We start from the raw sequence: 21,990 nt of genomic DNA on the forward strand, positions 1-21,990 counted from the left end.
CGCATGACCACCACACGTTTGACCATGGCCCAGGCCCTGGTGAAGTTTCTGGATAATCAGTACGTCGAAGTCGACGGCGTGCAAAGCAAGTTCGTTGCCGGGGTGTTTACGATTTTCGGGCATGGCAACGTGCTGGGCCTGGGCCAGGCGCTTGAGCAGGACAGCGGCGACCTGGTCGTGCATCAAGGCCGCAATGAACAAGGCATGTGCCATGCCGCGATGGGTTTTGCCAAGCAGCACTTGCGGCGCAAAGTCTATGCGTGCAGCTCGTCCGTCGGCCCCGGTGCCGCCAACATGATCACCGCCGCTGCCACCGCGTCGGCCAATCGAATCCCGCTGCTGTTGCTGCCGGGCGATGTCTACGCCAGTCGCCAGCCCGATCCGGTGCTGCAGCAGATCGAACAATTCCACGACCTCAGCATCAGCACCAACGACGCCTTCAAGGCCGTCAGCAAATACTGGGACCGCATCAATCGGCCCGAGCAGTTGATGAGCGCCGCCCTCAACGCCATGCGTGTCCTCACTGACCCTGCCGAAACCGGCGCGGTGACCCTGGCGTTGCCCCAGGACGTGCAGGCCGAGGCCTACGACTACCCCGACTCGTTTTTGCAAAAGCGCGTACACCGTATCGACCGGCGCCCTCCCACCGAGGCGATGCTTGGCGATGCCGTAGCCCTGCTGACAGGCAAGCGCAAGCCGCTGCTGATCTGTGGCGGCGGCGTGCGTTACTCCGGCGCGGCCGCTGCATTGCAGGCGTTCGCCGAACGTTTCGGTATACCGTTCAGTGAAACCCAGGCCGGCAAAAGCGCCATCGTCTCCGACCATCCATTGAACATGGGCGGCATCGGGGAGACCGGCACGCTGGCGGCCAACACCCTGGCGCGGGAGGCGGATTTGATCATCGGCGTAGGCACCCGTTACAGCGATTTCACCACTGGCTCCAAGTCGCTGTTTCAGAACCCCGAGGTGCAATTTCTCAACCTCAACGTCGGCGCCTTTGATGTGCAAAAGCTCGACGGCGTTCAGGTGCTGGCCGATGCGCGTCTGGCCCTTGAGCTACTCGCGGAGCGATTGGACGACTACCGTGCGCAATGGGGCGCTCAGCCGCAGGAGGCGCGAGCCGCGCTGGAAGCCGAAGTGGATCGGCTGTATGCGCTGGAATACCAGGCCGAAGGTTTCGAGCCGGAAGTCAGCGGCCATCTTGACCCGCAGGTGCTGCGTGATTTCATCGAGATGACCGGCTCGTGCCTGACCCAGAGTCGGGTGCTGGGCGAGCTGAACCAACATTTGCCGGCGGACGCGGTGATCGTCGCCGCCGCGGGCAGCCTGCCCGGGGATTTGCAGCGGGCGTGGCGCAGCACCAGCGTCGACAGCTACCACGTCGAATACGGCTATTCGTGCATGGGTTATGAAATCAACGCCGCGCTGGGGGTAAAAATGGCGGCGCCTGAGCGCGAGGTGTATGCGCTGGTCGGCGATGGCTCTTACATGATGCTGCATTCGGAACTGGCCACTTCCATTCAGGAGCGGCGCAAGATCAACGTGGTGCTGCTGGATAACATGGCGTTTGGTTGCATCAACAATCTGCAGATGGGCAACGGCATGGGCAGTTTCGGCACCGAGTTCCGTTTTCGTAACCCCGAGAGCGGTCTGCTGGACGGTGACTTCGTGCCGGTGGATTTCGCCATGAGCGCTGCAGCGTACGGCTGCAAGACCTACAGGGTCAGTAATGCCGAGCAACTGCGGGCGGCGTTGGCCGATGTGCGTACCCAAACCGTATCGACGCTGATCGACATCAAAGTGCTGCCTAAAACCATGATCCACGGGTATCTGTCGTGGTGGCGGGTGGGCGTGGCGCAGGTTTCGACCACAGGCACGACGGCCGAAGCGTATGAGCGGCAAAAAGCGGCGTTGGCCAAAGCCCGCCAGTATTGAGGACCACCGTTCCGTAGGAGCTGTATACGTCCGTGAAAAATGGAGAGAACTATGAAAATCGGACTCATCGGTTATGGCAAAGGCGGGCGCTATTTTCATGCGCCGCTGATTGCCAGCCTGCCGGGCGTCACGTTCGCCGGCGTGGTCACCCGCTCGCCGGAGCGTCGCCAGGACCTGCGCAACGATCACCCCAAAGTGCCGGCGTTCGATACCCTGGCTGAGCTCGTCGCGGCGGGGGTCGATGCGGTGGTGATCTCGACGCCGCTGGCCTCCCGCCGTGCATTGATTCTGGAAGCCATCGACCTCGGCGTCCCTGTGGTCAGCGACAAGCCGTTCGCGCCGGATGCTGCGGCAGCTCAGGAACTGGTAGACGCCGCCGAGCGCCGCGGGGTGCTCTTGGGCGTGTACCAGAACCGGCGCTGGGACTCGGATTTTCTGACTGTGCGCAAGCTTATAGATGAAGGCGTTCTGGGCCAGATCAGCCGTTTCGAATCCCGGGTCGAGCGCTATTCGCCCGCCTCGGTGGGCAAGCAAAGCGGCGGCGGAATCTTGCGTGATCTTGGCAGCCATCTGGTCGATCAGGCGTTGTTGCTGTTCGGGCCGGTTAAGCGGGTCTACGCCGAACTTGAGTTCGCGACGCCCGAGCAAGCGGTCGATCACGGCTTCTTTATGTCGCTGACGCATGCCAACGGTGTGGTATCGCATTTATGGGGGAATTGCCTGCAAAACGCCCAGGGGCCGCGTTTTCGAGTCAATGGCGCGCAAGGGTGCTATACCGTGGAAGGCCTCGACGGTCAGGAGGCCGCAGCGCTGGCCGGGTTGTCGCCCAAATCCGAAGGTGAACGCTGGGGCGTGGAAGAGCATCGACGCTGGGGCTGGTTCGAGCAGGGCGAACACCGCGAGCGCGTGCCCTCGGAGCGTGGATGCTGGAGCGAGTTTTACCGGGAACTGCAGGAGGCGGTCGTGAACCAGGGGCGTAACCCCGTGGATGCAAAAGACGCAGTAGCGTCGGCCAAGGTGCTGGACGCCGCGCGCGTCAGCGCAATTGAGGGCAGGGTTGTGGTGATGTGAGGCGTTTTCATTCCTCGTCTGTAGGAGCCGGCTTGCTGGCGAACCGATGTCTGCACCGGGATCGGTATGACACACCCGGATCTGCCTGCAACGGCAATCGGAATGACAGCCCCCGATCTGTCTGCAACGGCAATCGGAATGACACACACCGATCTGTCTGCAATGGCAATCGGAATGACACACACCGATCTGTAGGAGCCGGCTTGCTGGCGAATCGGTGACGGCCTGGTATCGCAGAGGTGGATGACACACTGCGTTCGCCAGCAAGCCGGCGCCTACGGTAGGGCGTTTATGCCCTGCGGAGTTGAGAAGCCACATCGCAAAAAATGCAAAATAGAAATAAGTTCTAAAATCTGTTGAAGTAGAAATTATTTTCCAATAGAGTCATTTCCAGGTTGCCGACTACCGCCGTCGGCGCCTGATGTCGGTCACTCCGGGATCAGGCGCTACGAGCGACACAAAAACAAGAAAGCCAATCGCAGACAGGTACCGCCAATGAACACCCTCAGATCAGCCATCAAGGCTTGCCGTCCCTTCTTCCGCTTGCTTGCCACCCCGCTGGGCGCCACCGCCCGCGCTATCTCCAGAACAGCAAAACAATCCGTGCCCGCTTTCGAATCCGCCCTTGAAACCATCGCTCATGTGCTCTGCGTTGAAAGTCGCGGTGTCATGGTATGCGGCGCGTCGGGCGGCTCCGTCGCGCACCTCGCCGAGCACGCCTCCAGCGCCCGGCGTTAGGCATCGACCACTTCTGCTGGTCATCCGTTATCACAACAACAAGAATCCGGAGAAAAACCGTCCATGAACACCCAGCTCCGCTTCACCTCGCTCGCCCTCGCCTTAATGCTCTCCAGCGGTGCCGCCCTGGCCGCCGACCTCAAGATCGGCGTATCCATGTCGCAGTTCGATGACACCTACCTGACCTACATGCGTGAAGACATGAACAAAAAGGCCAAGGCCATGGGCGGCGTTGATCTGCAGTTCGTCGACGGGCGCAACGACGTGAACAAACAGCTCGACCAAGTGCAGGAGCTGATCGGCAAGAAGGTCGACGCACTGATCGTCAACCCCGTCGACACCGAAGCCACCAACCGGATCACCCAGATCGCCACCGCTGCCGGGATTCCGCTGGTTTACGTCAACCGTCGCCCGGACGATCCCAAGTTGCCCGCAGGCGTCGCGTCGGTGACCTCGGACGATAAAGAAGCCGGCCGCATGCAGATGGAATACCTGGCGAAGAAAATGGACGGCAAAGGCAACGTCGTTATTTTGCTGGGTGAGCTGGCCAACAACTCGACCCGCGACCGCACGGCCGGGGTCAAGGAAGTCCTGAAAAGCTACCCCAACATCAAAGTCACGCAGGAGCAGACCGGTGCCTGGCAGCGTCAGCGCGGCATGGACGTCACCAATGACTGGCTGACCCAGGGTGGCGACTTCAAGGCGGTTATCTCCAATAACGATGAGATGGCCATCGGCGCGGCCATGGCCCTCAAGCAAGCGGGCAAGAAGGGTGAGGTGTTCGTTGCCGGCGTCGATGGCACGCCCGACGGGCTGAGCGCCGTCAAAAAAGGCGACCTCTCGGTCTCGGTGTTTCAGGACGCCAAAGGGCAGGGCGAGGGTGCAATCGATGCCGCGGTGAAGCTGGCGAAAAAGGAAACGCTGCCTGAACAGGCCATCGTCATCCCGTTCAAGCTGATTACGCCGGACAACGTCGGCACCTTTAAATAATCAATCGCCCAAATAATCACTCGCCGCACAACGGCGGCCACCGAGCAGAGCGCGACGCTGCCGCGCTTCTGCCCTGACGCCGTCCCTGCATCACGAGGAGCCTGTGACCATGTTCGCTTCCGCAAATGCTTCGGCCTCACCGAATGCTGCCGCGCCCCAGCCTGTTGCAGCCGGCACCGATGCCCAATACCCGTATCTGCTGGAAATCACCAACATCAGCAAAGGGTTTCCCGGGGTGGTTGCGCTGGACAATGTGCAATTGCGTGTGCGCCCCGGCAGCGTGCTGGCGCTGATGGGCGAGAACGGTGCGGGCAAGTCGACGTTGATGAAAATCATTGCCGGCATCTACCAGCCCGACACCGGCGAAATCCTCCTGCGCGGCAAGCCGGTGGTGTTCCAGTCGCCACTGGCGGCGCTGCAATCGGGCATTGCGATGATTCATCAGGAGTTCAACCTGATGCCGCACATGAGCATCGCCGAAAACATCTGGATCGGTCGCGAGCAGCTCAATGGCCTGCACATGGTCGATCACCGCGCGATGCACCGCTGCACCGAAGAACTGCTGGAACGCCTGCGCATCAACCTCGACCCTGAAGAGCAGGTCGGCAACCTGAGCATCGCCGAACGCCAAATGGTCGAGATCGCCAAGGCCGTCTCCTACGACTCCGACGTGCTGATCATGGACGAACCGACCTCGGCCATTACCGAGAAAGAAGTGGCCCATCTGTTCTCGATCATTGCCGACCTGCGCGCCCAGGGCAAAGGCATCATTTACATCACCCACAAGATGAACGAGGTGTTCGCCATCGCTGACGAAGTGGCGGTGTTTCGCGACGGCGCCTACATCGGCCTGCAGCGTGCCGACAGCATGGACGGCGACAGCCTCATCTCAATGATGGTCGGGCGCGAACTGACCCAGCTGTTTCCCGAGCGCGATAAACCGGTGGGCAAATTGCTGATGTCGGTCCGTGATCTGGCGCTCGACGGCGTCTTCGAGGGCGTGTCGTTCGACCTGCACGCCGGCGAGGTGCTGGGCATCGCCGGCCTGATGGGGTCTGGGCGCACCAATGTCGCAGAAACGATTTTCGGCATCACCCCGAGCACGCGCGGCGAGATCCTGCTCGACGGCCTGGCGGTCCGCATCAGCGACCCGCACTTTGCCATCGAGAAAGGCTTCGCATTACTCACCGAAGACCGCAAGCTCAGTGGGCTGTTTCCGTGCCTTTCAGTGCTGGAAAACATGGAGATGGCCGTGCTGCCGCATTACGTCGGCAACGGTTTCGTGCATCAGAAGGCCCTGCGTGCCCTGTGTGAAGACATGTGCAAGAAGTTGCGGGTCAAGACACCCTCGCTTGAGCAGTGCATCGACACCCTGTCCGGGGGCAATCAGCAAAAAGCCCTGCTGGCGCGATGGCTGATGACTAATCCACGGGTGCTGATTCTGGATGAGCCTACCCGGGGCATCGACGTGGGCGCCAAGGCCGAGATCTATCGGCTGATTTCCCAGCTCGCCAGTGAGGGCATGGCGGTGATCATGATTTCCTCGGAGCTGCCGGAAGTACTGGGCATGAGCGACCGGGTCATGGTCATGCACGAGGGCGAAATGATGGGCACCCTCGACCGGGCCGACGCGACGCAGGAGCGTGTCATGCACCTCGCGTCCGGCAATCCCGTGCACTGAGTCCTTCACCGGGCGTCTGCCCATGAGTCCATGGCCTCGGGCAGCGCCCAAGGCCCTTCTCGGGGCTGACCAGAACAAGAACGAGAGGCACACATGACGATGAACGCGATGCTGGATAACAAACCCGCGCTGGCGCCTCGCAAGCACAAGCGCCGACTGCCCACCGAATTGAGCATCTTCCTGGTGCTGATCGGCATCGGCCTGATCTTCGAGCTGTTCGGCTGGATCGTGCGCGATCAGAGTTTTCTGATGAATTCCCAGCGGCTGGTGCTGATGATTCTGCAGGTGTCGATCATTGGCCTGCTGGCCATCGGCGTGACCCAGGTCATCATCACCACCGGCATCGACCTGTCATCGGGCTCGGTGCTGGCGCTGTCGGCAATGATCGCCGCCAGCCTGGCACAGTCTTCCGATTACACGAGGGCGGTGTTTCCGTCACTCACCGACCTGCCGGTATGGGCTCCGGTCATCGCCGGGCTCGGGGTTGGTCTGCTCGCAGGTGCGATCAACGGCAGCATCATTGCCATAACCGGGATCCCGCCCTTCATCGCCACATTGGGCATGATGGTCTCGGCGCGCGGGCTGGCGCGCTATTACACCGGTGGTCAGCCGGTGAGCATGCTTAACGATTCCTACACCGCGATTGGCCAGGGCGCCATGCCGGTGATCATCTTTCTGGTGGTTGCGGTGATCTTTCACATCGCGCTGCGGTACACCAAATACGGTAAATACACGTACGCCATCGGCGGCAACATGCAGGCGGCGCGCACCTCGGGGATCAACGTCAAGCGGCATCTGGTCATTGTCTACAGCATCGCCGGGCTGCTGGCAGGGCTGGCGGGCGTGGTGGCCTCGGCACGCGCGGCGACAGGGCAGGCAGGGATGGGGGTTTCCTACGAGCTGGACGCCATTGCCGCCGCCGTGATCGGTGGCACCAGCCTGGCGGGCGGTGTCGGCCGCATCACCGGGACAGTCATCGGTGCGCTGATCCTTGGCGTCATGGCCAGCGGCTTTACCTTCGTCGGGGTCGACGCCTACGTCCAGGACATCATCAAGGGCCTGATCATCGTCGTTGCCGTGGTCATCGACCAGTACCGCAACAAGCGCAAACTCAAGCGCTGATCCTTCTTTCCGGCAATGCTGCAAAGGGCCTGATCTCAGGCCCTTTTGCTTTTTCATCGGTTTGAACCGATCGCCTCATGGCCGGTCAGACACCCTCTGCGATCCAATACATCACTGCAGAACCTTGTAAAGTCGGGCGTCAGTCAATGCCGCCGGGGCTCAAGGGCCTTGTTGGACGAATCCTGATCAATTATGTTGCCGAGTACCGAACCCGGCCTTAGACTGCCGCCCCTCGTAAATTGAGTGCCAAGCGGCGCTTCGAGACGACGGCGCTTTCAATGCCAGGTTGAGGCGCACCTTTGAGATCGCCTTAATGCACGTTTTTTTATAGAGAAATCAATGACCAAGGAAAAGTTGCTGGCGATGCCGGCCGATGACTACATGAACGCCGAACAGCACGCGTTCTTCGTCGACCTGCTGCAAGCCATGAAAGTTGAAATCCACGAGCGCATCGAGCAGAGCCGCATCGCCATCGAAAGCCTGGACACCCCGGCCGACCCCGCTGACGCCGCTTCCGTGGAAGAAGAGCGCCACTGGCTGGTGAACGTGATTGACCGTGACCAGCGCATGCTGCCACAGCTGGAAATGGCCCTGAGCCGCATCGCCGAAGACACCTTTGGCTGGTGCGAAGACAGCGGCGAGCCTATCGGCCTCAAGCGCCTGCTGATCAGCCCGACCACCAAGTACTGCATCGAAGCTCAGGAACGCCACGAGCAAATCGACCGCCATCAGCGTCAGGCGTGATCCCTCGGACTCGGCCGCCCGCAAGGGGTGGCCGAGCCGCATTTCTCATACCCGCGTCGCCGTGTTCCCCGACCCCGCCCACTCTTCCGACCGATTGCCACTGAAGACTCATGGCGCATAGCCGCTATTGGGCGTTTAATGCTTTCACAATAATGAAAGCAGGGCAGGTCGCGGACATGGAAGCGAAACTACGGCACTCGGCAGCACCCTCCCAATCGACGTCAACCTCTCCTGACTACCCGTCGTCCACCGGTTCTCGATGGCTCACACCTGTGCTGCAAAGCTTGGGTCTGTGTCTGCTGTTCGCTGCGATGGCAGAGGCACAGGTTTCCGTCTACCTGGGTTTGCCCGTTGCGCTGATGGTGCTTTGGTTGCCGCGGTGGCTGCAGCGCCGGCCTGCCGTTTCACCTGCAGTGACCGGGGACGAGCCGATGGCGATACTCACCCGCGACCTGTCCCGCAGCACCAGCCGCAACGCCTTGTCAGCCGCTGCGGTGGCGTTTGCGGTGCGGCAACTGGCGGGCAAGTTGAAGTCCCAGGTCAGTGCTGCCGAGCAGATCGTGAGCAGCGCCGAGGTGATGATTGCCACCGAGCGCGCGACCTCGGCCCTCAGCCAGCAAGCGCTGGGCGCCGCCAGCCAGGCACGGGAGAGCAGCGGCGCCGGGCTCAACGTGTTGAATGCGTCCATTGGCCTGATGCATCAGCTCAGTGAGAGGGCCGACAACAGCCGTGAGCTGATCGAAGCGTTGAGTCAGCGCAGTGAAGACATTCAGCGGGTGACCGCTGTGATCCAGTCCATCGCCAGTCAGACCAACCTGCTCGCGCTCAACGCCGCCATCGAGGCTGCGCGCGCCGGTGAGCACGGCCGTGGCTTCGCTGTGGTGGCGGATGAAGTGCGCGGTTTGGCAGGGCGCACCGCCACGGCCACCAGTGAAGTGGGGGAGATGGTGGTTGATATCCAGCAGCGCACGCGCCAGGTCGTTGAGCAGATTCGTCAATTGTCGGGCGATCTCAGCGGCGGCGTGGCGCAGGTTGAATCCACGGGTCGGCAGTTGGCGAGCATCGCCCGGCTGGCCGTGGATGTGGAGGTGCAAGTGGGTGAAATCGCGCAGGGCGCACAGACCAACCAGGAGCAATTAAGCAGCCTCTTCTCTGCCGTGGAGCAAATGCGCAGCGACCTCGCCGTCAGCGACGATCAGACTCGCCACCTGGCGCAGTCGGCGCTGCACATGGAAGCGCAGGCCGAAACCATCAGTGAGCGCCTGGCTCAGGTAGGTCTGGATGATTACCACCAGCGCATCTATGACCTGGCCCAGGAAGCTGCCGGACAGATTGCCGCCAGGTTTGAACAGGACATTGATAAAGGACGGGTCAGCCTGAGCGACCTGTTCGACCGCACCTACCAGCCCATTGCCAATACCTCCCCAGCCAAATACCAAACCCGTTTTGATCGCTACACCGACCAAACCTTACCGGCCATTCAGGAGCCGCTGCTCAAGCGCCATGAAGGGCTGGTATTTGCCATTGCCTGCACGCAGCAAGGCTATGTGCCGACGCACAATCAGGTGTTCAGCCAGCCGTTGACCGGCGATGCAGCCGTCGATGCAGTGAATAACCGCACCAAACGCAAATTTGATGATCGCACCGGCATCCGTTGTGGCAGTCATCAACAAGCCGTTCTGCTGCAGACGTACACGCGCGATACCGGTGAACTGATGCACGACCTGTCGGTGCCCATCATCGTCAAGGGCCGACACTGGGGCGGGCTGCGCCTGGGGTACAAGCCAGAGGAACACGCCGCGACGCCTAAGCGTTGAGCTGCACGTCATAGCTGCAGACAATGAATCGCAAACGCGGCTCCGAGGGGTAGAGCTTCGCTGGCCGCTAATCGACTTCAACCCTTCCACTTGCGCCCGTCTTCCGATAATCAAGTAGGAAGCGTCTGAAGTGCCGTTCACTCGGTTGACGAGACGTTAACTGCGCTCATCCTGTGGGTATATGTCCGCATATTTAAAAGTGTCCGGATCCATGTCAGTACTCAGGGATGAAGCAAATGACAAAATATTTTAATCAGGGCGCGGGCGAGTCTCGCGCCGACGCCCCGCAGGTGACCGTTCGTCTGGGCGTGTTCTTCGACGGCACCGGCAATAACCGCGTCAACAGCCAGATTGGCGCTGACTGCCACGCCATGACGGAAATCAACGGTGGCCAGCACACGAAAGAATGTGGGGGTCGCCACAGTGACCCCTCCAGCAGTTACAGCAACAGTCTCACCAACATCGCCAGGCTTGCCGGCTTGTACAGACGCCAACGCAAAGCCTCGCCCGGGGCCAATGGTTTATGCGTGTACGGCGCGGTTTATGTCAGCGGCGTCGGTACCACTTCCGGAGGGCGCGACACTCGGTTGTCCGGGCAGGGCTTTGGCCGGGGCACTACCGGGGTGGTGGCAAAGGTCTGCCGCTGCGTCAAAAAAATCGCCGATGAGCTCAGTGCTTTTGAAGGCGATAACCCCGGCTGTGTGATCGGCGCGCTGGAGCTGGACGTGTTCGGTTTCAGTCGTGGCGCCGCGTCGGCCCGGCACCTGGCGAACGAGGTGCTGAAAAAATCCCGGGGTGCGCTCGACCCTATCCTTGATCCGCGCGCCTTGCCACTGTCTGATCACTTCTCCTGGGCCAGCGGCAGTGTCCGTCTGAAAGTCATCGGGCTTTTCGACACGGTGGCTGCGGTGGGCGGGTTCTCCGACCTGGGCAGCGTTCGCGATGCGGTCAACAAGCGGGTCAATCTGTTTCTGCCTCCCGGGTGTGCGCAGCAGGTCCTGCATCTGGTGGCCGGCGACGTACACCGCCGCAACTTCGTGCTCAACAGCGTCAAGCCCGACTGGCCCCGTGAGATCGTGTTGCCCGGCAGCCATTCCGACATTGGTGGGGGTTACCAGCCGCAGGAGATAGAGAAGGTGGCGCTGTTTCGCCCTCACCGAAGCCTCGTCGGCGCCAACACGCCTTATGACGCCACGGACGCCTGGTTACAGGCCCATGCAGAACTGTCGACCGTCCAGGCGGGAGATTTGCTGGACCCCACCGACGAGGGAGCTTCACTGGGGGTTGAGTGTTTCGAGCGGTTCGGCACGGCTTCAAGAGGGGTCAAGACAGTGGTGGCGACCGTGACACTTGAGCGCCGCGTCTACAATCATTTAAGCCACGTTTACCTGCGAGTCATGCACGCGCTGGCCAGCGACGAAGGTGTGCCGTTCATGCCGATCATCGATTGCGCGCAGATAACTCTGCCACCGGAACTGCAAACGATTGCCGCCAGGCTGATCAGCCATGCGAGGGGAGAAGGCGATGGGTTGAGCGATGACGAGCGATCGCTGTTGTACAGGCGCTATATCCATCGTTCGGCGCACTGGAACAACGCACGACCCGATGCGCTGATGGACGGGCTGTTCCTGCATGCGCCTGCAGCGAACGGTCGACGGACCTTTTCAAACCTTGGTCAGCCTGGCTATCCGCAGTAAGTGCAGGGCGGTGAGCGGGGCGATGATACAACTAAAAAATGGCGGACCTCGACGGGCCGCCATTTGGTTTCGCAGAATCGATCAGGCCGGCGTATGCAGGAGCACGTTGAGTTCGTCGACGATAGGCGCCCAGTCGTCATCCTCCATGATCTTTTCCTTCAGCAGCGCGCCCTGTTGCGGTGTCCAGAATTCAGCCTCGGAAACTTTCACGTCTTCAGGCAGGTGGTGCGCGCCGACAAACGCGTCGATGCTGGCCTGGTCAGACTCCAGCCCCAGCTGTTCAAATAAAAGCTCAAGCGACGGTGTCATGATTTCCATTTTGTCTCCCGGACGGGTCAGAAACCCGGATTGGCGTGGTCAGTGAGTAACCTTCTGATTCATGGGAGTGCGCGCGAGGGGCAAGAGTTCTAAGCATTTTCCAGTGGACCTTTTGTGAGACCGGCCTCAAGGACGCGCGCGATGTTGTGGGACCGGCTTCAGCCGGGAAGGCGTCAGGTGTGACACCGCAAATTCATGCAGTCTTAACAACCCTCTTCCCGGCTAAAGCCGGTCCTACTTAGCATCGCGTGCGTGGAGGATAATTCATGGGGTCTGAACAACCCTCTTCCCGGCTAAACCGGACCGTCTTAAATATTGCATGCGAAGGATATTTGGCGGGGCACATGCGCCTGGCGCACCGCACGATCAATGCCAGCGGACGAAAGGGATATATCCCGGTTAGACTCTCTGCCGGTAGAATCCACGCTCACGCCAGCGTCCGGCTCCGGGCGCATCATTTCTTGTTTCTTTCCTGCGCGGTCTTTGTCCGGGCGGGTTCCTATCAGGTTGGGAGTTTGTACATTGGCAGTAGGTAATCTGGATACCCACGCGTTATTCGTGCTCGGAGACGTGCGCGCGAAGTTGGTGAAGTTGTTCCAGGCGCGATTCGTTTATGTCATCGAACAATCCCCTGAAGGCATTTACATGTCCGAGATCGACACCGAAGACGCATTGGTTGTCGACGATAAACCCGGGCTGGATCTGAAAGTGGGTGACCACTTCCGCGCCTCGGTATTGCCCAGCCGCGAAGGTGGCAAGTTGGAAATTCGCTTTCGCGATATCAAAATGACCATCTATGGCCTGGGCGAATACGCATTTGTCGAAGTCCCTGAAGGCAACGGCATCGTGTTCAAAGAGTCGCACTGCATCTTCATGGTGTTTGCCGCGCATGAACAGATTCAGTCGGGTCTGAGCAAAGTGTTGAAAGCCGCAACCGCCAAGGCGGCCAAATGGCGCAAGGGCGAACTGACGTTCAAGGCCAGCGAGTAAGTCAGCCGACCGCCGTGGGTGAACGAGGCCCTCTCGCCAGCAGCGTCTGGCTGTTATCCGAAGCTATGGCCGGCAGGCAACACGCAAGCGCGCAGTCAATGGCCCTGCTGCCTGCCGTCGCTGACCTCGGGGGGCACGTCGTCACCCGCCATGCGCTTGCGAAACAGCCCGGTGCGGGCGAGCAGCAAAGTCGTGACCGGGACGGTGATCGCCAGCAGGACCGGGATGAGCCACGCGTGCAGAACCGGGCCTTCCTTCAGCGCCGAGAAGTAGATGATCGAGGCCAGTGCCACGCACCACGCGCCGAGGGTCGACGCCAGGGCAGGCGGGTGCATGCGCTGGAAAAAATCTTTCATGCGCAGAAGACCCAGCGCTCCGATCAGGCTGAACAGGCTACTGAGCAGCAGCAGAACCGCCGTCAGCACTTCGACCCAGAAGGGCAGCACCTGCAACGAATTCATTCGATCACCTCGCCGCGCAACAGGAACTTGGCCAGCGCGAATGAACCGACGAAGCCGAACAGCGCAATCAACAGCGCCGCTTCAAAATAGGTGTCGCTGGCGTAGCGAATGCCCAGGACCAGCATCATCAACATCGCCAGGATGTACAGATAGTCCAGCGCCAGCACTCGGTCCTGCGCCGACGGGCCCTTGAACAGGCGGATCAGCGTCAACACCATGGCCAGTGTGAACACCGCGAGCGTCAGCAGGATTGCGTTGGTGAGCAGCACGCTCATTGAAAAATCTCCATCAGTGGCCGTTCGTAGGTGCTTTTGAAATGCTCGATGAAGTGCGTCTCATCGTCCAGGTCGAACACATGCATCAGCAGGACACTGCGATCCAGCGCCAGCTCGGACCACACAGTGCCCGGCACGACCGTGCAAATCATCGCCAGTGCCGCCAGGCCGTGGGCGTCGTGCAGGTCCAGCGGCACTTTGACGAACGCCGAGCGCGGTGGCCGGCGTCCGGCGCGCAGAACCCCCCACGCCGTCGACACATTGGAAGCAATCACATCGCGACCGACCAACAGAAACAGCCGCAGCGCGACGCCCGGCTTGCGCAGGTGAGCAGGCGAGGGGCGCAACGGCGCGAAGATGTAGGGTGCGAAGACAGCCAGTAGTGCGCCGAGCAACAGATTGCCGGGGCTCAACGACAGGTTGAGCAACAGCCACAGCGCCCAGAGGGACAGTGACAGCAGCGGCGCAGGAAACAGACGCTTCATGGTTGCACCTCCGCCGCCGCCGAGGCAGGCCCGGGTATCGGCCTGGCGGCTTTCACCGACAGCACGTATTGCTGCGGATCGTGCAGGGCCTGGGCCGTGTCCTGGGTGTAATGCAGCAGCGCCTGCGCCTTGAACGTCAGCACAATGGCGCAACCGACCAGCAAGGCAATCGGCAGGCATTCGTTGAGCCGCAGCAGGGGCACGGCATGCTCCTGGGGTGTCCAGAAGCGCTTGATGCCGACCCGAACAAAGGCAAACAGCGACGCCAGCCCGGAAATAATCAGCAGCGCCACCAGCATCCAGCTGTCACCGCGAATGGCTTCGTCCTTCGCCACATCAAGCCCCAGCGGATTGAGCAGTGCGCTGATCAGCGTCAGTTTGCCGAGGAAGCCCGACAGCGGCGGCAGGCCGATGATCAGCAGGGCGCAGGCCATGAAGCTCAAGCCCAGGAACGCCATGGTCCAGGGAATGACGTGGCCGACGACGGCTTTCTGCTCATCATCCAGATTGGTGCCCGGCACCGGGTGCAGTGACTCCAGCGCCTTGGGCAACTGGTCGGCGTCCTCGTCCAGGGAGATGTCGTTGGCCGAGCGCGAGCGCTCGATCAGCTCCGCCAGCAGGAATAGCGCAGAGAGCGCGAGGGTCGAGCTCACCAGATAGAACAGCGCGCCAGCGGTCAGGCTTGGCTGAGCGAAACCGACAGCCGACAGCAAAATGCCCGCCGACACCAGAATGCTCAGGCTGGCCATGCGCTCAAGGCGCTGGGCCGCGACCACGGAAATGGCTGCCACCGTCACGGTCGCCATGCCACCCCAGATCAGCCAGTCGCCGCCGAAGAACGCTGACGCGCCGGCCTGACCCGAAAACAGCAACGTCCACAGGCGCAACAGGGTGTAAGCGCCGACTTTGGTCATGATCGCGAACAGCGCCGCCACCGGCGCACTGGCGGCGGAATAGGCCGGCACCAGCCAGAAATTCAGCGGCCACATGCCGGCCTTAGCGAGAAACGCGACCGCCAGAATGGCAGCGCCGGCGTGCAGCAGGCCCAGGTCGCCCTCCGGCACTTGCGGGATCTTGACCGCCAGATCCGCCAGGTTCAGCGTCCCGGTCACGCCGTAGATCAATGCCGCGCCGATCAGGAACAACGAGGACGCCAGCAAATTGATGGTGATGTAATGCAAGCCCGCCGACACTCGCGCCCGTCCCGAACCGTGGAGCATCAGCCCGTAGGACGCTGCCAGCAGCACTTCGAAAAATACGAACAGGTTGAACAGATCGGCCGTGAGGAAGGCGCCGTACAGGCCCATCAACTGAATCTGAAACAGGGCGTGAAAACTGGCACCGGCGCGGTCCCAGCGCGCCAGGGCAAAGAGCAGGGCGCAGAAGGCAATGATGCCGGTCAGCACCAGCATCAGCGCCGACAGGTGATCGATTACCAGGACGATGCCGAACGGCGCTTCCCAGTTGCCCGGCAGGTACACGCCGATGGAGCCGGTGGTGCCGGTCTTCTGCACCCACATCATTAGCGTGATGGCGATCGCCAGACCCAGCCCGGTCGACACGAGATTGATGCGAGCTTTGAGCGGTCGGTGCTTTTCGCCGAGCCACAGTACCAGTGCGGCTGTCAGCACCGGCAGCAGGATGGGCGCAACGATCAGTTGATTCATCAGGTTCATTCACCCAGCTCCCGGCCGTCGACATGGTCGTTGCCGGTCAAGCCGCGTGACGCCAGCAGCACCACCAGAAACAGTGCGGTCATGGCAAAACTGATCACGATGGCTGTCAGCACCAATGCCTGGGGCAGAGGATCGGTGTAGTTGAGCAGGTCGTGGGGTACGCCGTCCTTGATGATCGGCTCTTTGCCGATAAACAGGCTGCCCATGCTGAAAATGAACAGGTTGACGCCGTAAGACAGCAGGCACAGGCCCATCACGACCTGATAGGTTCGCGGACGCAGGATCAGCCAGACGCCCGAGGCGGCAAGCACGCCGATGGCAATGGCAATGACTTCTTCCATCAGATGGCTCCTTGTGAAGTCGCAGTGTCGGCCGCAGCCGGTTCAATCGGCGGCGGCAGCGACGTCGGCCGATGGCTGCGCACCGATTGGTGGGCCAGCGCCGTAAGGATCAGCAGGGTCGAACCGACCACCACCGCGTACACGCCGATGTCGAAAAACAACGCGCTGGCAATGTGCAGATCGCCCAGCACCGGCAGATGCACGTGAGCAGTGTGCGTGGTCATGAACGGGTAACCGAGGGCGATCGAACCCATCCCCGTGGCCAGTGCGAAGAACAGCCCGGTGCCCATCCAGCGCAGTGGCCGCAGGCTCATGTTGGCTTCGACCCACTGAGTTCCGGCGACCATGTACTGAAGAATGAAGGCCACCGACATCACCAGCCCGGCCACGAAACCGCCGCCTGGCTGGTTATGCCCGCGCATGAACAGGTACATGGAAACCACGAAAGCCACCGGCAGCAGCAGGCGCACCAGCACGGCCGGCACCATCATGAAGCCCAGTGCGGTGTCAGCGGCATGGCGCGGGTTGATCAGATCGGTGACCACGTCGCGCGCCAGCAAACGTTGTTGCGCCGGCAGCGCAATACTTTCCCTGGGCGGCCGGAAACGTCGCAGCAGCGCAAACACCGTCAGCGCCACCACGGCCAGCACAGTGATCTCGCCAAACGTGTCGAAGCCGCGGAAGTCCACAAGCATCACGTTGACTGCGTTAGTGCCGCCGCCCTGGGCCAGGGCGCGGCTCAGGTAAAACTCGGAGATCGCGTTGGGCGTTGGCCGGGTCAGCATCGCGTAGGACAACACGGCCATGCCGCCGCCAACCGCCACCGCGAGGACAAAATCGCGGATTCGACGCACTTTCGCCCGGCGCCGGGCTTGAGCGGCAGGTGGCACATTTTCGTTGCGTCGCGGCAGCCAGCGCAGGCCGAGCAAAATCAGTACCGTGGTGACGACCTCCACCGCGAGCTGAGTCAGTGCCAGATCGGGCGCGGAAAACCAGACGAACGTCACGCACGTCATCAGCCCGCAGACGCTGACCATCGTCAGTGCCGCCAGCCGGTGGTACTTGGCTTGCCAGGCGGCACCGATGGCGCAGGCGATGGCGATCAGCCAAAGCATTACGAACACGCCCGAGCCCGGTATTTTAGGCCGGTCGCCCCAGCTGAGGCCGCTTTCGTACATCGGCACGAAGCCGGCGACCAGCGCGGCCAGCACCATCAGAAACAGCTGCGCCTGCAAGCGGCGCGTGGTCAACAGGCCCTCAAGCCGGCGTGCTCCGCGCATTTTCAGCACCAGCACGCGCTCGAACATGCGCTTGCCATTGAGCCGCCAGATCAGCGGTGGTCCTTTGACCTGCCGGCGCTTGATCGGCGCGCGCAGCAGCAGGTACAGCACAATCCCGGCCGCCATGGCGATCAGGCTCATGACCATCGGCGCGTTCAGCCCGTGCCAGATTGCCAGGCTGTACTCGGGCAATTCTCCGCCCACTACAGGCTGTGCGGCCGCCGCGAGCAACGGGCCGACCGACTGTGCCGGAAAGATCCCGACAATCAGGCAGGCCAGCACCAGCAGTTCAACCGGCAGGCGCATCCAGCGCGGCGGCTCGTGGGGCGTGTGCGGCAACCGGGTCGCTTTCGGGCCGAAGAACACATCGACCGTGAACCGCAGGGAATAGGCCACGCTGAAGATCCCGGCGACCGTCGCGATCACCGGCAGGGCGATCTCGACCCAGTCGGTCGAGGTGATGAACACGGTCTCGGCAAAGAACATTTCCTTGGACAGGAAACCATTGAGCAACGGCACCCCGGCCATCGATGCGCTGGCGACCATGGCCAGCGTGGCGGTGTAGGGCATCAGCTTGATCAGCCCGCTCAATTTGCGGATGTCGCGGGTACCGCTTTCATGGTCAATAATGCCCGCCGCCATGAACAGCGAAGCCTTGAACGTGGCGTGGTTCAGGATATGAAACACCGCCGCCACTGCGGCCAGCGGACTGTTCAGCCCCAGCAGCAAGGTGATCAGGCCCAAGTGGCTGATGGTGGAGTAGGCCAGCAGGCCCTTGAGGTCGTTCTGAAACATCGCCGAATAAGCGCCAATCACCAGCGTACACGCCCCGGCACCGCTGACGATCCAGAACCACTGCTCGCTGCCCGACAATGAAGGCCACAAGCGCGCCAGCAGGAATACCCCGGCCTTGACCATGGTTGCCGAGTGCAGATACGCCGACACCGGGGTCGGTGCCGCCATGGCGTGAGGTAGCCAGAAGTGGAAAGGGAACTGCGCGCTTTTGCTCAGTGCGCCGACAAGAATCAGGGTCAGCAGCACGGGGTACAAGGCGTGGGCACGGATCGCGTCGCCCGAGGCCAGCACGCGGTCCAGGTCGTAACTGCCGACGACGTGGCCGAGCAGCATCATCCCGACCAGCAGCGCCAGGCCGCCTGCGCCGGTGACCATCAGTGCCATATAGGCACCGCGCCTGGCGTCCGCCCGATGGTGCCAATAGCCGATCAGCAGGAACGAGAAAATGCTGGTCAGCTCCCAAAAGAAGACTATTTGAATGAGATTGCCGGACATGACCAGCCCGAGCATGGCGCCCATGAACGCGAGGAAGAAAGAGAAGAAGCGCGGCACCGGGTCGTCCGGCGACATGTAGTAACGCGCGTACAGCGACACCAGCGCGCCAATGCCCAGCACCAGCATCGAAAACAGCCAGGCAAAACCGTCCAGTCGCAAGACGAAGTTCAGGCCAAGGCTCGGTAGCCAGAAGAATTCCTCTCTGATGACCCCGCCGTGGGCGATCTGTGGATACCAGAGTGCGACCTGCACCGCGCCGATCAAGGCGATTGCGCCTGCCAGAAGGGATTCACTGTTGCGTGCATTGTGCGGCAAGAGGGCCGCCAGACAGCTGCCGATGAAGGGCAGAAGCAGCAGAACTATCAGGGACATAGGCTTCAAATCTGCGGAGAAATGTCAAGGACTATACGTGCCGGGTCCGGGATGACCAAACGCCAAGATGTCGCAGAATCCTACAAAGTCGGTAGGCAGCAGCGTAGTCCATGAATACGAACGGATACTTTCTTCGCCACTGGCCTGCTGCTGCATTTGGCGTGCCTCATCAATTAGGCGACAATGCCAGCCTGTTTCCGGAGCGCCCCATGTCTGATTCAACCGAACATCTCACCGTCGACGCCGTACTCGACGCGACCGGGCTCAATTGCCCCGAGCCGGTCATGATGCTGCACCAAAAAGTGCGCGACTTGCCGCCTGGCGGTTTGCTCAAGGTGATTGCCACCGATCCGTCCACCCAGCGCGATATTCCGAAGTTCTGCGTGTTCCTTGGCCACGAACTGGTGGACAAGCAGGTCGGCAATGCCGAGTTTTTGTACTGGATCCGCAAGAAGCTCGACTGATCGGTTGCTGATCGGCTGACGCGTTGCGCATGACGCTGGCTCGTCAGGGCGCTGGCGCCTACACTGCGGCCACTCCAGGAGCCCTGACATGCGCATAGTTGCCGACGAAAACATTCCCCTGCTCGACGCCTTTTTCGAAGGTTTCGGTGATATCCAGCGATACCCGGGGCGCACGCTTGATCGCGCCGCCGTTGCCGAAGCGGACATTCTGCTGGTGCGCTCGGTCACTCGGGTGGACCGCGCATTGCTCGAAGGCACGCCCGTGCGCTTCGTCGGCACGTGCACCATCGGCACCGACCACCTCGACCTCGAATACCTCGACCAGGCCGGCATTCAATGGTCCAGCGCGCCGGGCTGTAATGCCCGCGGTGTAGTGGACTATGTGCTGGGCAGTCTGCTGACCCTGGCGGAAATCGAGGGGGTTGAGCTTGCCAGCCGCACCTACGGCGTGGTCGGCGCCGGTCAAGTCGGCGGCCGTCTGATCAAGGTCATGCGCGGCCTTGGCAGGAACGTGCTGGTGTGCGACCCGCCGCGTCAGGCGAGCGAAGGCGGCGATTACGTCAGCCTCGACGAGATCATTGCCCGCTGCGATGTCATCAGCTTGCACACCCCGCTGGATAAAAACGGTGAGGCGCCCACTTGGCATTTATTTGATCACGGCCGTTTGCAGCAACTGCGGCACGGCGCCTGGCTGATCAACGCCGCACGCGGTCCAGTGGTCGATAACCGCGCCCTGCGCCACGTCCTGCTGGAACGCGAGGACTTGCAGGCGGTGCTGGATGTGTGGGAAGAGGAGCCGACCGTTGACGTCGAACTGGCCGAGCTGTGCGTCATCGCCACGCCGCACATTGCCGGCTACAGCCTCGACGGTCGTCAGCGCGGCACCGCGCAAATTTATCAGGCGCTGTGCACATACCTGAGCCAGCCCGCGAGCATCAAGCTTGACGACTTGCTGCCCAAACCCTGGCTGGCGCACGTCACACTGGATGCCGCCACTGATCCAGTCTGGGCGCTCAATGCACTGTGTCGCGGGGTTTACGACCCGCGGCGCGACGATGCGGATTTCCGCCGAAGCCTGGTAGGCGATACTCACACTCAGCGGCTGGCATTCGACGCCTTGCGCAAGCATTACCCGCCGCGCCGGGAAATCGACAGTCTGCACGTCAGCGTCAACGGCGAGTCCGAAGCGTTGTGTCAGACCGTCAAGGCCTTGGGCGCGACGCTTGTCGCGAAGTGAATCGCACACTGCCGGACGTCCAGCCTCGACACCAGTATGGTTCACAGGCCCTGCCATCAACCCGAACCTGCAGGAGCCAGCCTTGACGCTGGCACGGTTCACCCGCATTGGCACCAACCCAAACCTGTAGGAGCCGGCTTGCTGGCGAACGCATTTTCGGCAGGTACCGCTGCATTGAATGGGTAACCGGGTTCGCCAGCAAGCCGGCTCCTACAGGACCGTGGCAAACGCATGAATCCCGGTTCCAGCAGGAGCGTGCCAAACGTTGAAATTTGGCTCCAGCAGGACCGGGCCAACCGTTGAAACCCGGCGCCAATCGGACTGGGCCAACCTCTTGAAGCTTGGCTCGCAAAACGGTGCAGTGACCCAACCCGCTTCGCGCCGCCTGATATGAGCCGCCCCCGACGCCAAGACGGTTCACCCGCATTGGCATCAACCCTCATCTGTAGGAGCCGGCTTGCTGGCGAACGCATTTCGGCAGGCACCGCTGCGTTAATGAGTAACCCGGTTCGCCAGCAAGCCGGCTCCTACAGGACCGGTCCCGCCTCTCGAACTCTGGCTCGCGCGCTGCGTCGCGCCGTCTGAGCCGATCGACGCCCATAAAAAACCCGGCAACTTGGCCGGGTTCCAGTGAAATCCGTACATCAATCTTGTTTTTCTGGCCGCACCCAGTACTTCTCGCATTCCTGGCAGGCGGCCTGGACCATTTCTTCAGTAATCAGAATTTCCTGCCCGTTTCTGTCAAGGATCGCGCCGCCCAGTTGCAACTCGGGTTGAGGGCGGAACACGGGTTCTTGATGGCTGCTGCTTTGCAAGCTCATGGCCTGTCTCCTCATCAGGTAACTGCGCGTCGATAGTAGCCACGCCTGCATGAATGCGCTGTGACACTCACCCTGAACGAGCTTCCACGGAACGGATGCGAGTCGTCGCGGGAGGTGTTCGGCAGGTGTGCGAGCGCGTTGGCGTGACAGCATTCGTTGACTGAGCGAAGCGGCCGGAGTTCAGC

Annotated in this window: 19 protein-coding genes and 1 pseudogene; 12 read left to right on the plus strand and 8 right to left on the minus strand. The window is 61.5% G+C overall.

Going from position 1 to position 21,990, the window contains the following annotated elements; all coding sequences use genetic code 11:
* Nucleotides 1-3: 3 nt before the first annotated feature.
* The 9 genes and pseudogenes from iolD (at nucleotide 4) to QRN48_RS02030 (ending at nucleotide 11,795) form a co-directional block, all read left to right on the plus strand.
* The gene (iolD, locus tag QRN48_RS01990; protein WP_191945713.1) at nucleotides 4-1,935 is read left to right on the plus strand and encodes a 3D-(3,5/4)-trihydroxycyclohexane-1,2-dione acylhydrolase (decyclizing); all 1,932 of its coding nucleotides are present in this window, start codon (nucleotides 4-6) and stop codon (nucleotides 1,933-1,935) included.
* A gap of 51 nt (nucleotides 1,936-1,986) precedes the next feature.
* Entirely contained in the window at nucleotides 1,987-3,006 is a 1,020-nt protein-coding gene (locus tag QRN48_RS01995) for a Gfo/Idh/MocA family protein (RefSeq protein ID WP_285348618.1), read from the plus strand.
* A 495-nt stretch (nucleotides 3,007-3,501) separates the two neighbouring features.
* Entirely contained in the window at nucleotides 3,502-3,744 is a 243-nt protein-coding gene (locus tag QRN48_RS02000) for a hypothetical protein (RefSeq protein WP_285348619.1), read from the plus strand.
* Between the two features lie 63 nt (nucleotides 3,745-3,807).
* Nucleotides 3,808-4,734, plus strand: a complete 927-nt coding sequence (locus tag QRN48_RS02005) for a sugar ABC transporter substrate-binding protein (protein WP_191945711.1) — start codon at nucleotides 3,808-3,810, stop codon at nucleotides 4,732-4,734.
* Nucleotides 4,735-4,843: 109 nt separating this feature from the next.
* On the plus strand, nucleotides 4,844-6,415 hold the full coding sequence (locus QRN48_RS02010; RefSeq protein WP_285348622.1) for a sugar ABC transporter ATP-binding protein: 1,572 nt from the start codon (nucleotides 4,844-4,846) through the stop codon (nucleotides 6,413-6,415).
* Between the two features lie 99 nt (nucleotides 6,416-6,514).
* Nucleotides 6,515-7,537, plus strand: coding sequence for an ABC transporter permease (locus QRN48_RS02015; RefSeq protein ID WP_037017187.1), 1,023 nt, complete (start codon nucleotides 6,515-6,517; stop codon nucleotides 7,535-7,537).
* Nucleotides 7,538-7,876: 339 nt separating this feature from the next.
* Nucleotides 7,877-8,281: a TraR/DksA family transcriptional regulator gene (locus QRN48_RS02020; RefSeq protein ID WP_037013479.1), complete on the plus strand. Its 405-nt coding sequence runs from the start codon at nucleotides 7,877-7,879 to the stop codon at nucleotides 8,279-8,281.
* Nucleotides 8,282-9,057: 776 nt separating this feature from the next.
* Nucleotides 9,058-10,098: pseudogene (locus QRN48_RS25230) on the plus strand (methyl-accepting chemotaxis protein); the annotation flags it as partial.
* A gap of 236 nt (nucleotides 10,099-10,334) precedes the next feature.
* A complete protein-coding gene (locus tag QRN48_RS02030) occupies nucleotides 10,335-11,795 on the plus strand; it encodes a T6SS phospholipase effector Tle1-like catalytic domain-containing protein (RefSeq protein ID WP_285348627.1) in 1,461 nt (486 codons plus the stop codon).
* Between the two features lie 81 nt (nucleotides 11,796-11,876).
* On the opposite strand, the gene QRN48_RS02035 is transcribed toward QRN48_RS02030, so the two are convergent.
* Nucleotides 11,877-12,113 carry a DUF2789 family protein gene (locus QRN48_RS02035; RefSeq protein ID WP_037013475.1) on the minus strand — a complete coding sequence of 79 codons (237 nt, stop codon included), beginning with the start codon at nucleotides 12,111-12,113 and terminating at the stop codon, nucleotides 11,877-11,879.
* A 522-nt stretch (nucleotides 12,114-12,635) separates the two neighbouring features.
* Between QRN48_RS02035 and QRN48_RS02040 the strand changes: the two genes are divergently transcribed.
* Nucleotides 12,636-13,103, plus strand: coding sequence for a hypothetical protein (locus QRN48_RS02040; protein ID WP_285348629.1), 468 nt, complete (start codon nucleotides 12,636-12,638; stop codon nucleotides 13,101-13,103).
* A 95-nt stretch (nucleotides 13,104-13,198) separates the two neighbouring features.
* Here the strand turns inward: QRN48_RS02040 and QRN48_RS02045 are convergent, their stop codons facing one another.
* From QRN48_RS02045 to QRN48_RS02070, 6 genes are read right to left on the minus strand one after another with little or no spacing between them, the layout of a single operon-like run.
* Nucleotides 13,199-13,564 carry a Na+/H+ antiporter subunit G gene (locus QRN48_RS02045; protein ID WP_037013470.1) on the minus strand — a complete coding sequence of 122 codons (366 nt, stop codon included), beginning with the start codon at nucleotides 13,562-13,564 and terminating at the stop codon, nucleotides 13,199-13,201.
* Nucleotides 13,561-13,839, minus strand: coding sequence for a K+/H+ antiporter subunit F (locus QRN48_RS02050; RefSeq protein WP_037013468.1), 279 nt, complete (start codon nucleotides 13,837-13,839; stop codon nucleotides 13,561-13,563). The genes QRN48_RS02045 and QRN48_RS02050 overlap by 4 nt, the downstream gene beginning before the upstream one ends.
* Nucleotides 13,836-14,324, minus strand: a complete 489-nt coding sequence (locus tag QRN48_RS02055) for a Na+/H+ antiporter subunit E (RefSeq protein ID WP_191945706.1) — start codon at nucleotides 14,322-14,324, stop codon at nucleotides 13,836-13,838. Before QRN48_RS02055 ends, QRN48_RS02050 begins: the two co-directional genes overlap by 4 nt.
* Nucleotides 14,321-16,000 (minus strand): monovalent cation/H+ antiporter subunit D, encoded by a 1,680-nt coding sequence (locus QRN48_RS02060; protein ID WP_037013463.1) that lies wholly within the window; start codon nucleotides 15,998-16,000, stop codon nucleotides 14,321-14,323. Before QRN48_RS02060 ends, QRN48_RS02055 begins: the two co-directional genes overlap by 4 nt.
* Nucleotides 15,997-16,341 carry a Na+/H+ antiporter subunit C gene (locus tag QRN48_RS02065; RefSeq protein ID WP_037013461.1) on the minus strand — a complete coding sequence of 115 codons (345 nt, stop codon included), beginning with the start codon at nucleotides 16,339-16,341 and terminating at the stop codon, nucleotides 15,997-15,999. Before QRN48_RS02065 ends, QRN48_RS02060 begins: the two co-directional genes overlap by 4 nt.
* The gene (locus tag QRN48_RS02070) at nucleotides 16,341-19,283 is read right to left on the minus strand and encodes a monovalent cation/H+ antiporter subunit A (protein ID WP_191945704.1); all 2,943 of its coding nucleotides are present in this window, start codon (nucleotides 19,281-19,283) and stop codon (nucleotides 16,341-16,343) included. The genes QRN48_RS02065 and QRN48_RS02070 overlap by 1 nt, the downstream gene beginning before the upstream one ends.
* Before the next feature lie 209 nt (nucleotides 19,284-19,492).
* On the opposite strand from QRN48_RS02070, the gene tusA reads away from it, so the two are divergent.
* The gene (tusA, locus tag QRN48_RS02075; protein ID WP_037013457.1) at nucleotides 19,493-19,747 is read left to right on the plus strand and encodes a sulfurtransferase TusA; all 255 of its coding nucleotides are present in this window, start codon (nucleotides 19,493-19,495) and stop codon (nucleotides 19,745-19,747) included.
* An 88-nt stretch (nucleotides 19,748-19,835) separates the two neighbouring features.
* The gene (gene pdxB / locus QRN48_RS02080; RefSeq protein WP_285348632.1) at nucleotides 19,836-20,984 is read left to right on the plus strand and encodes a 4-phosphoerythronate dehydrogenase PdxB; all 1,149 of its coding nucleotides are present in this window, start codon (nucleotides 19,836-19,838) and stop codon (nucleotides 20,982-20,984) included.
* Between the two features lie 644 nt (nucleotides 20,985-21,628).
* Here the strand turns inward: pdxB and QRN48_RS02085 are convergent.
* Complete coding sequence (locus QRN48_RS02085; protein ID WP_191945701.1) at nucleotides 21,629-21,805, minus strand: PA1571 family protein; 177 nt, start codon at nucleotides 21,803-21,805, stop codon at nucleotides 21,629-21,631.
* Between the last annotated feature and the right edge of the window lie 185 nt (nucleotides 21,806-21,990).

This window comes from Pseudomonas sp. ME-P-057 (assembly GCF_030208975.1).
GTDB classification, from domain to species: domain Bacteria; phylum Pseudomonadota; class Gammaproteobacteria; order Pseudomonadales; family Pseudomonadaceae; genus Aquipseudomonas; species Aquipseudomonas lutea.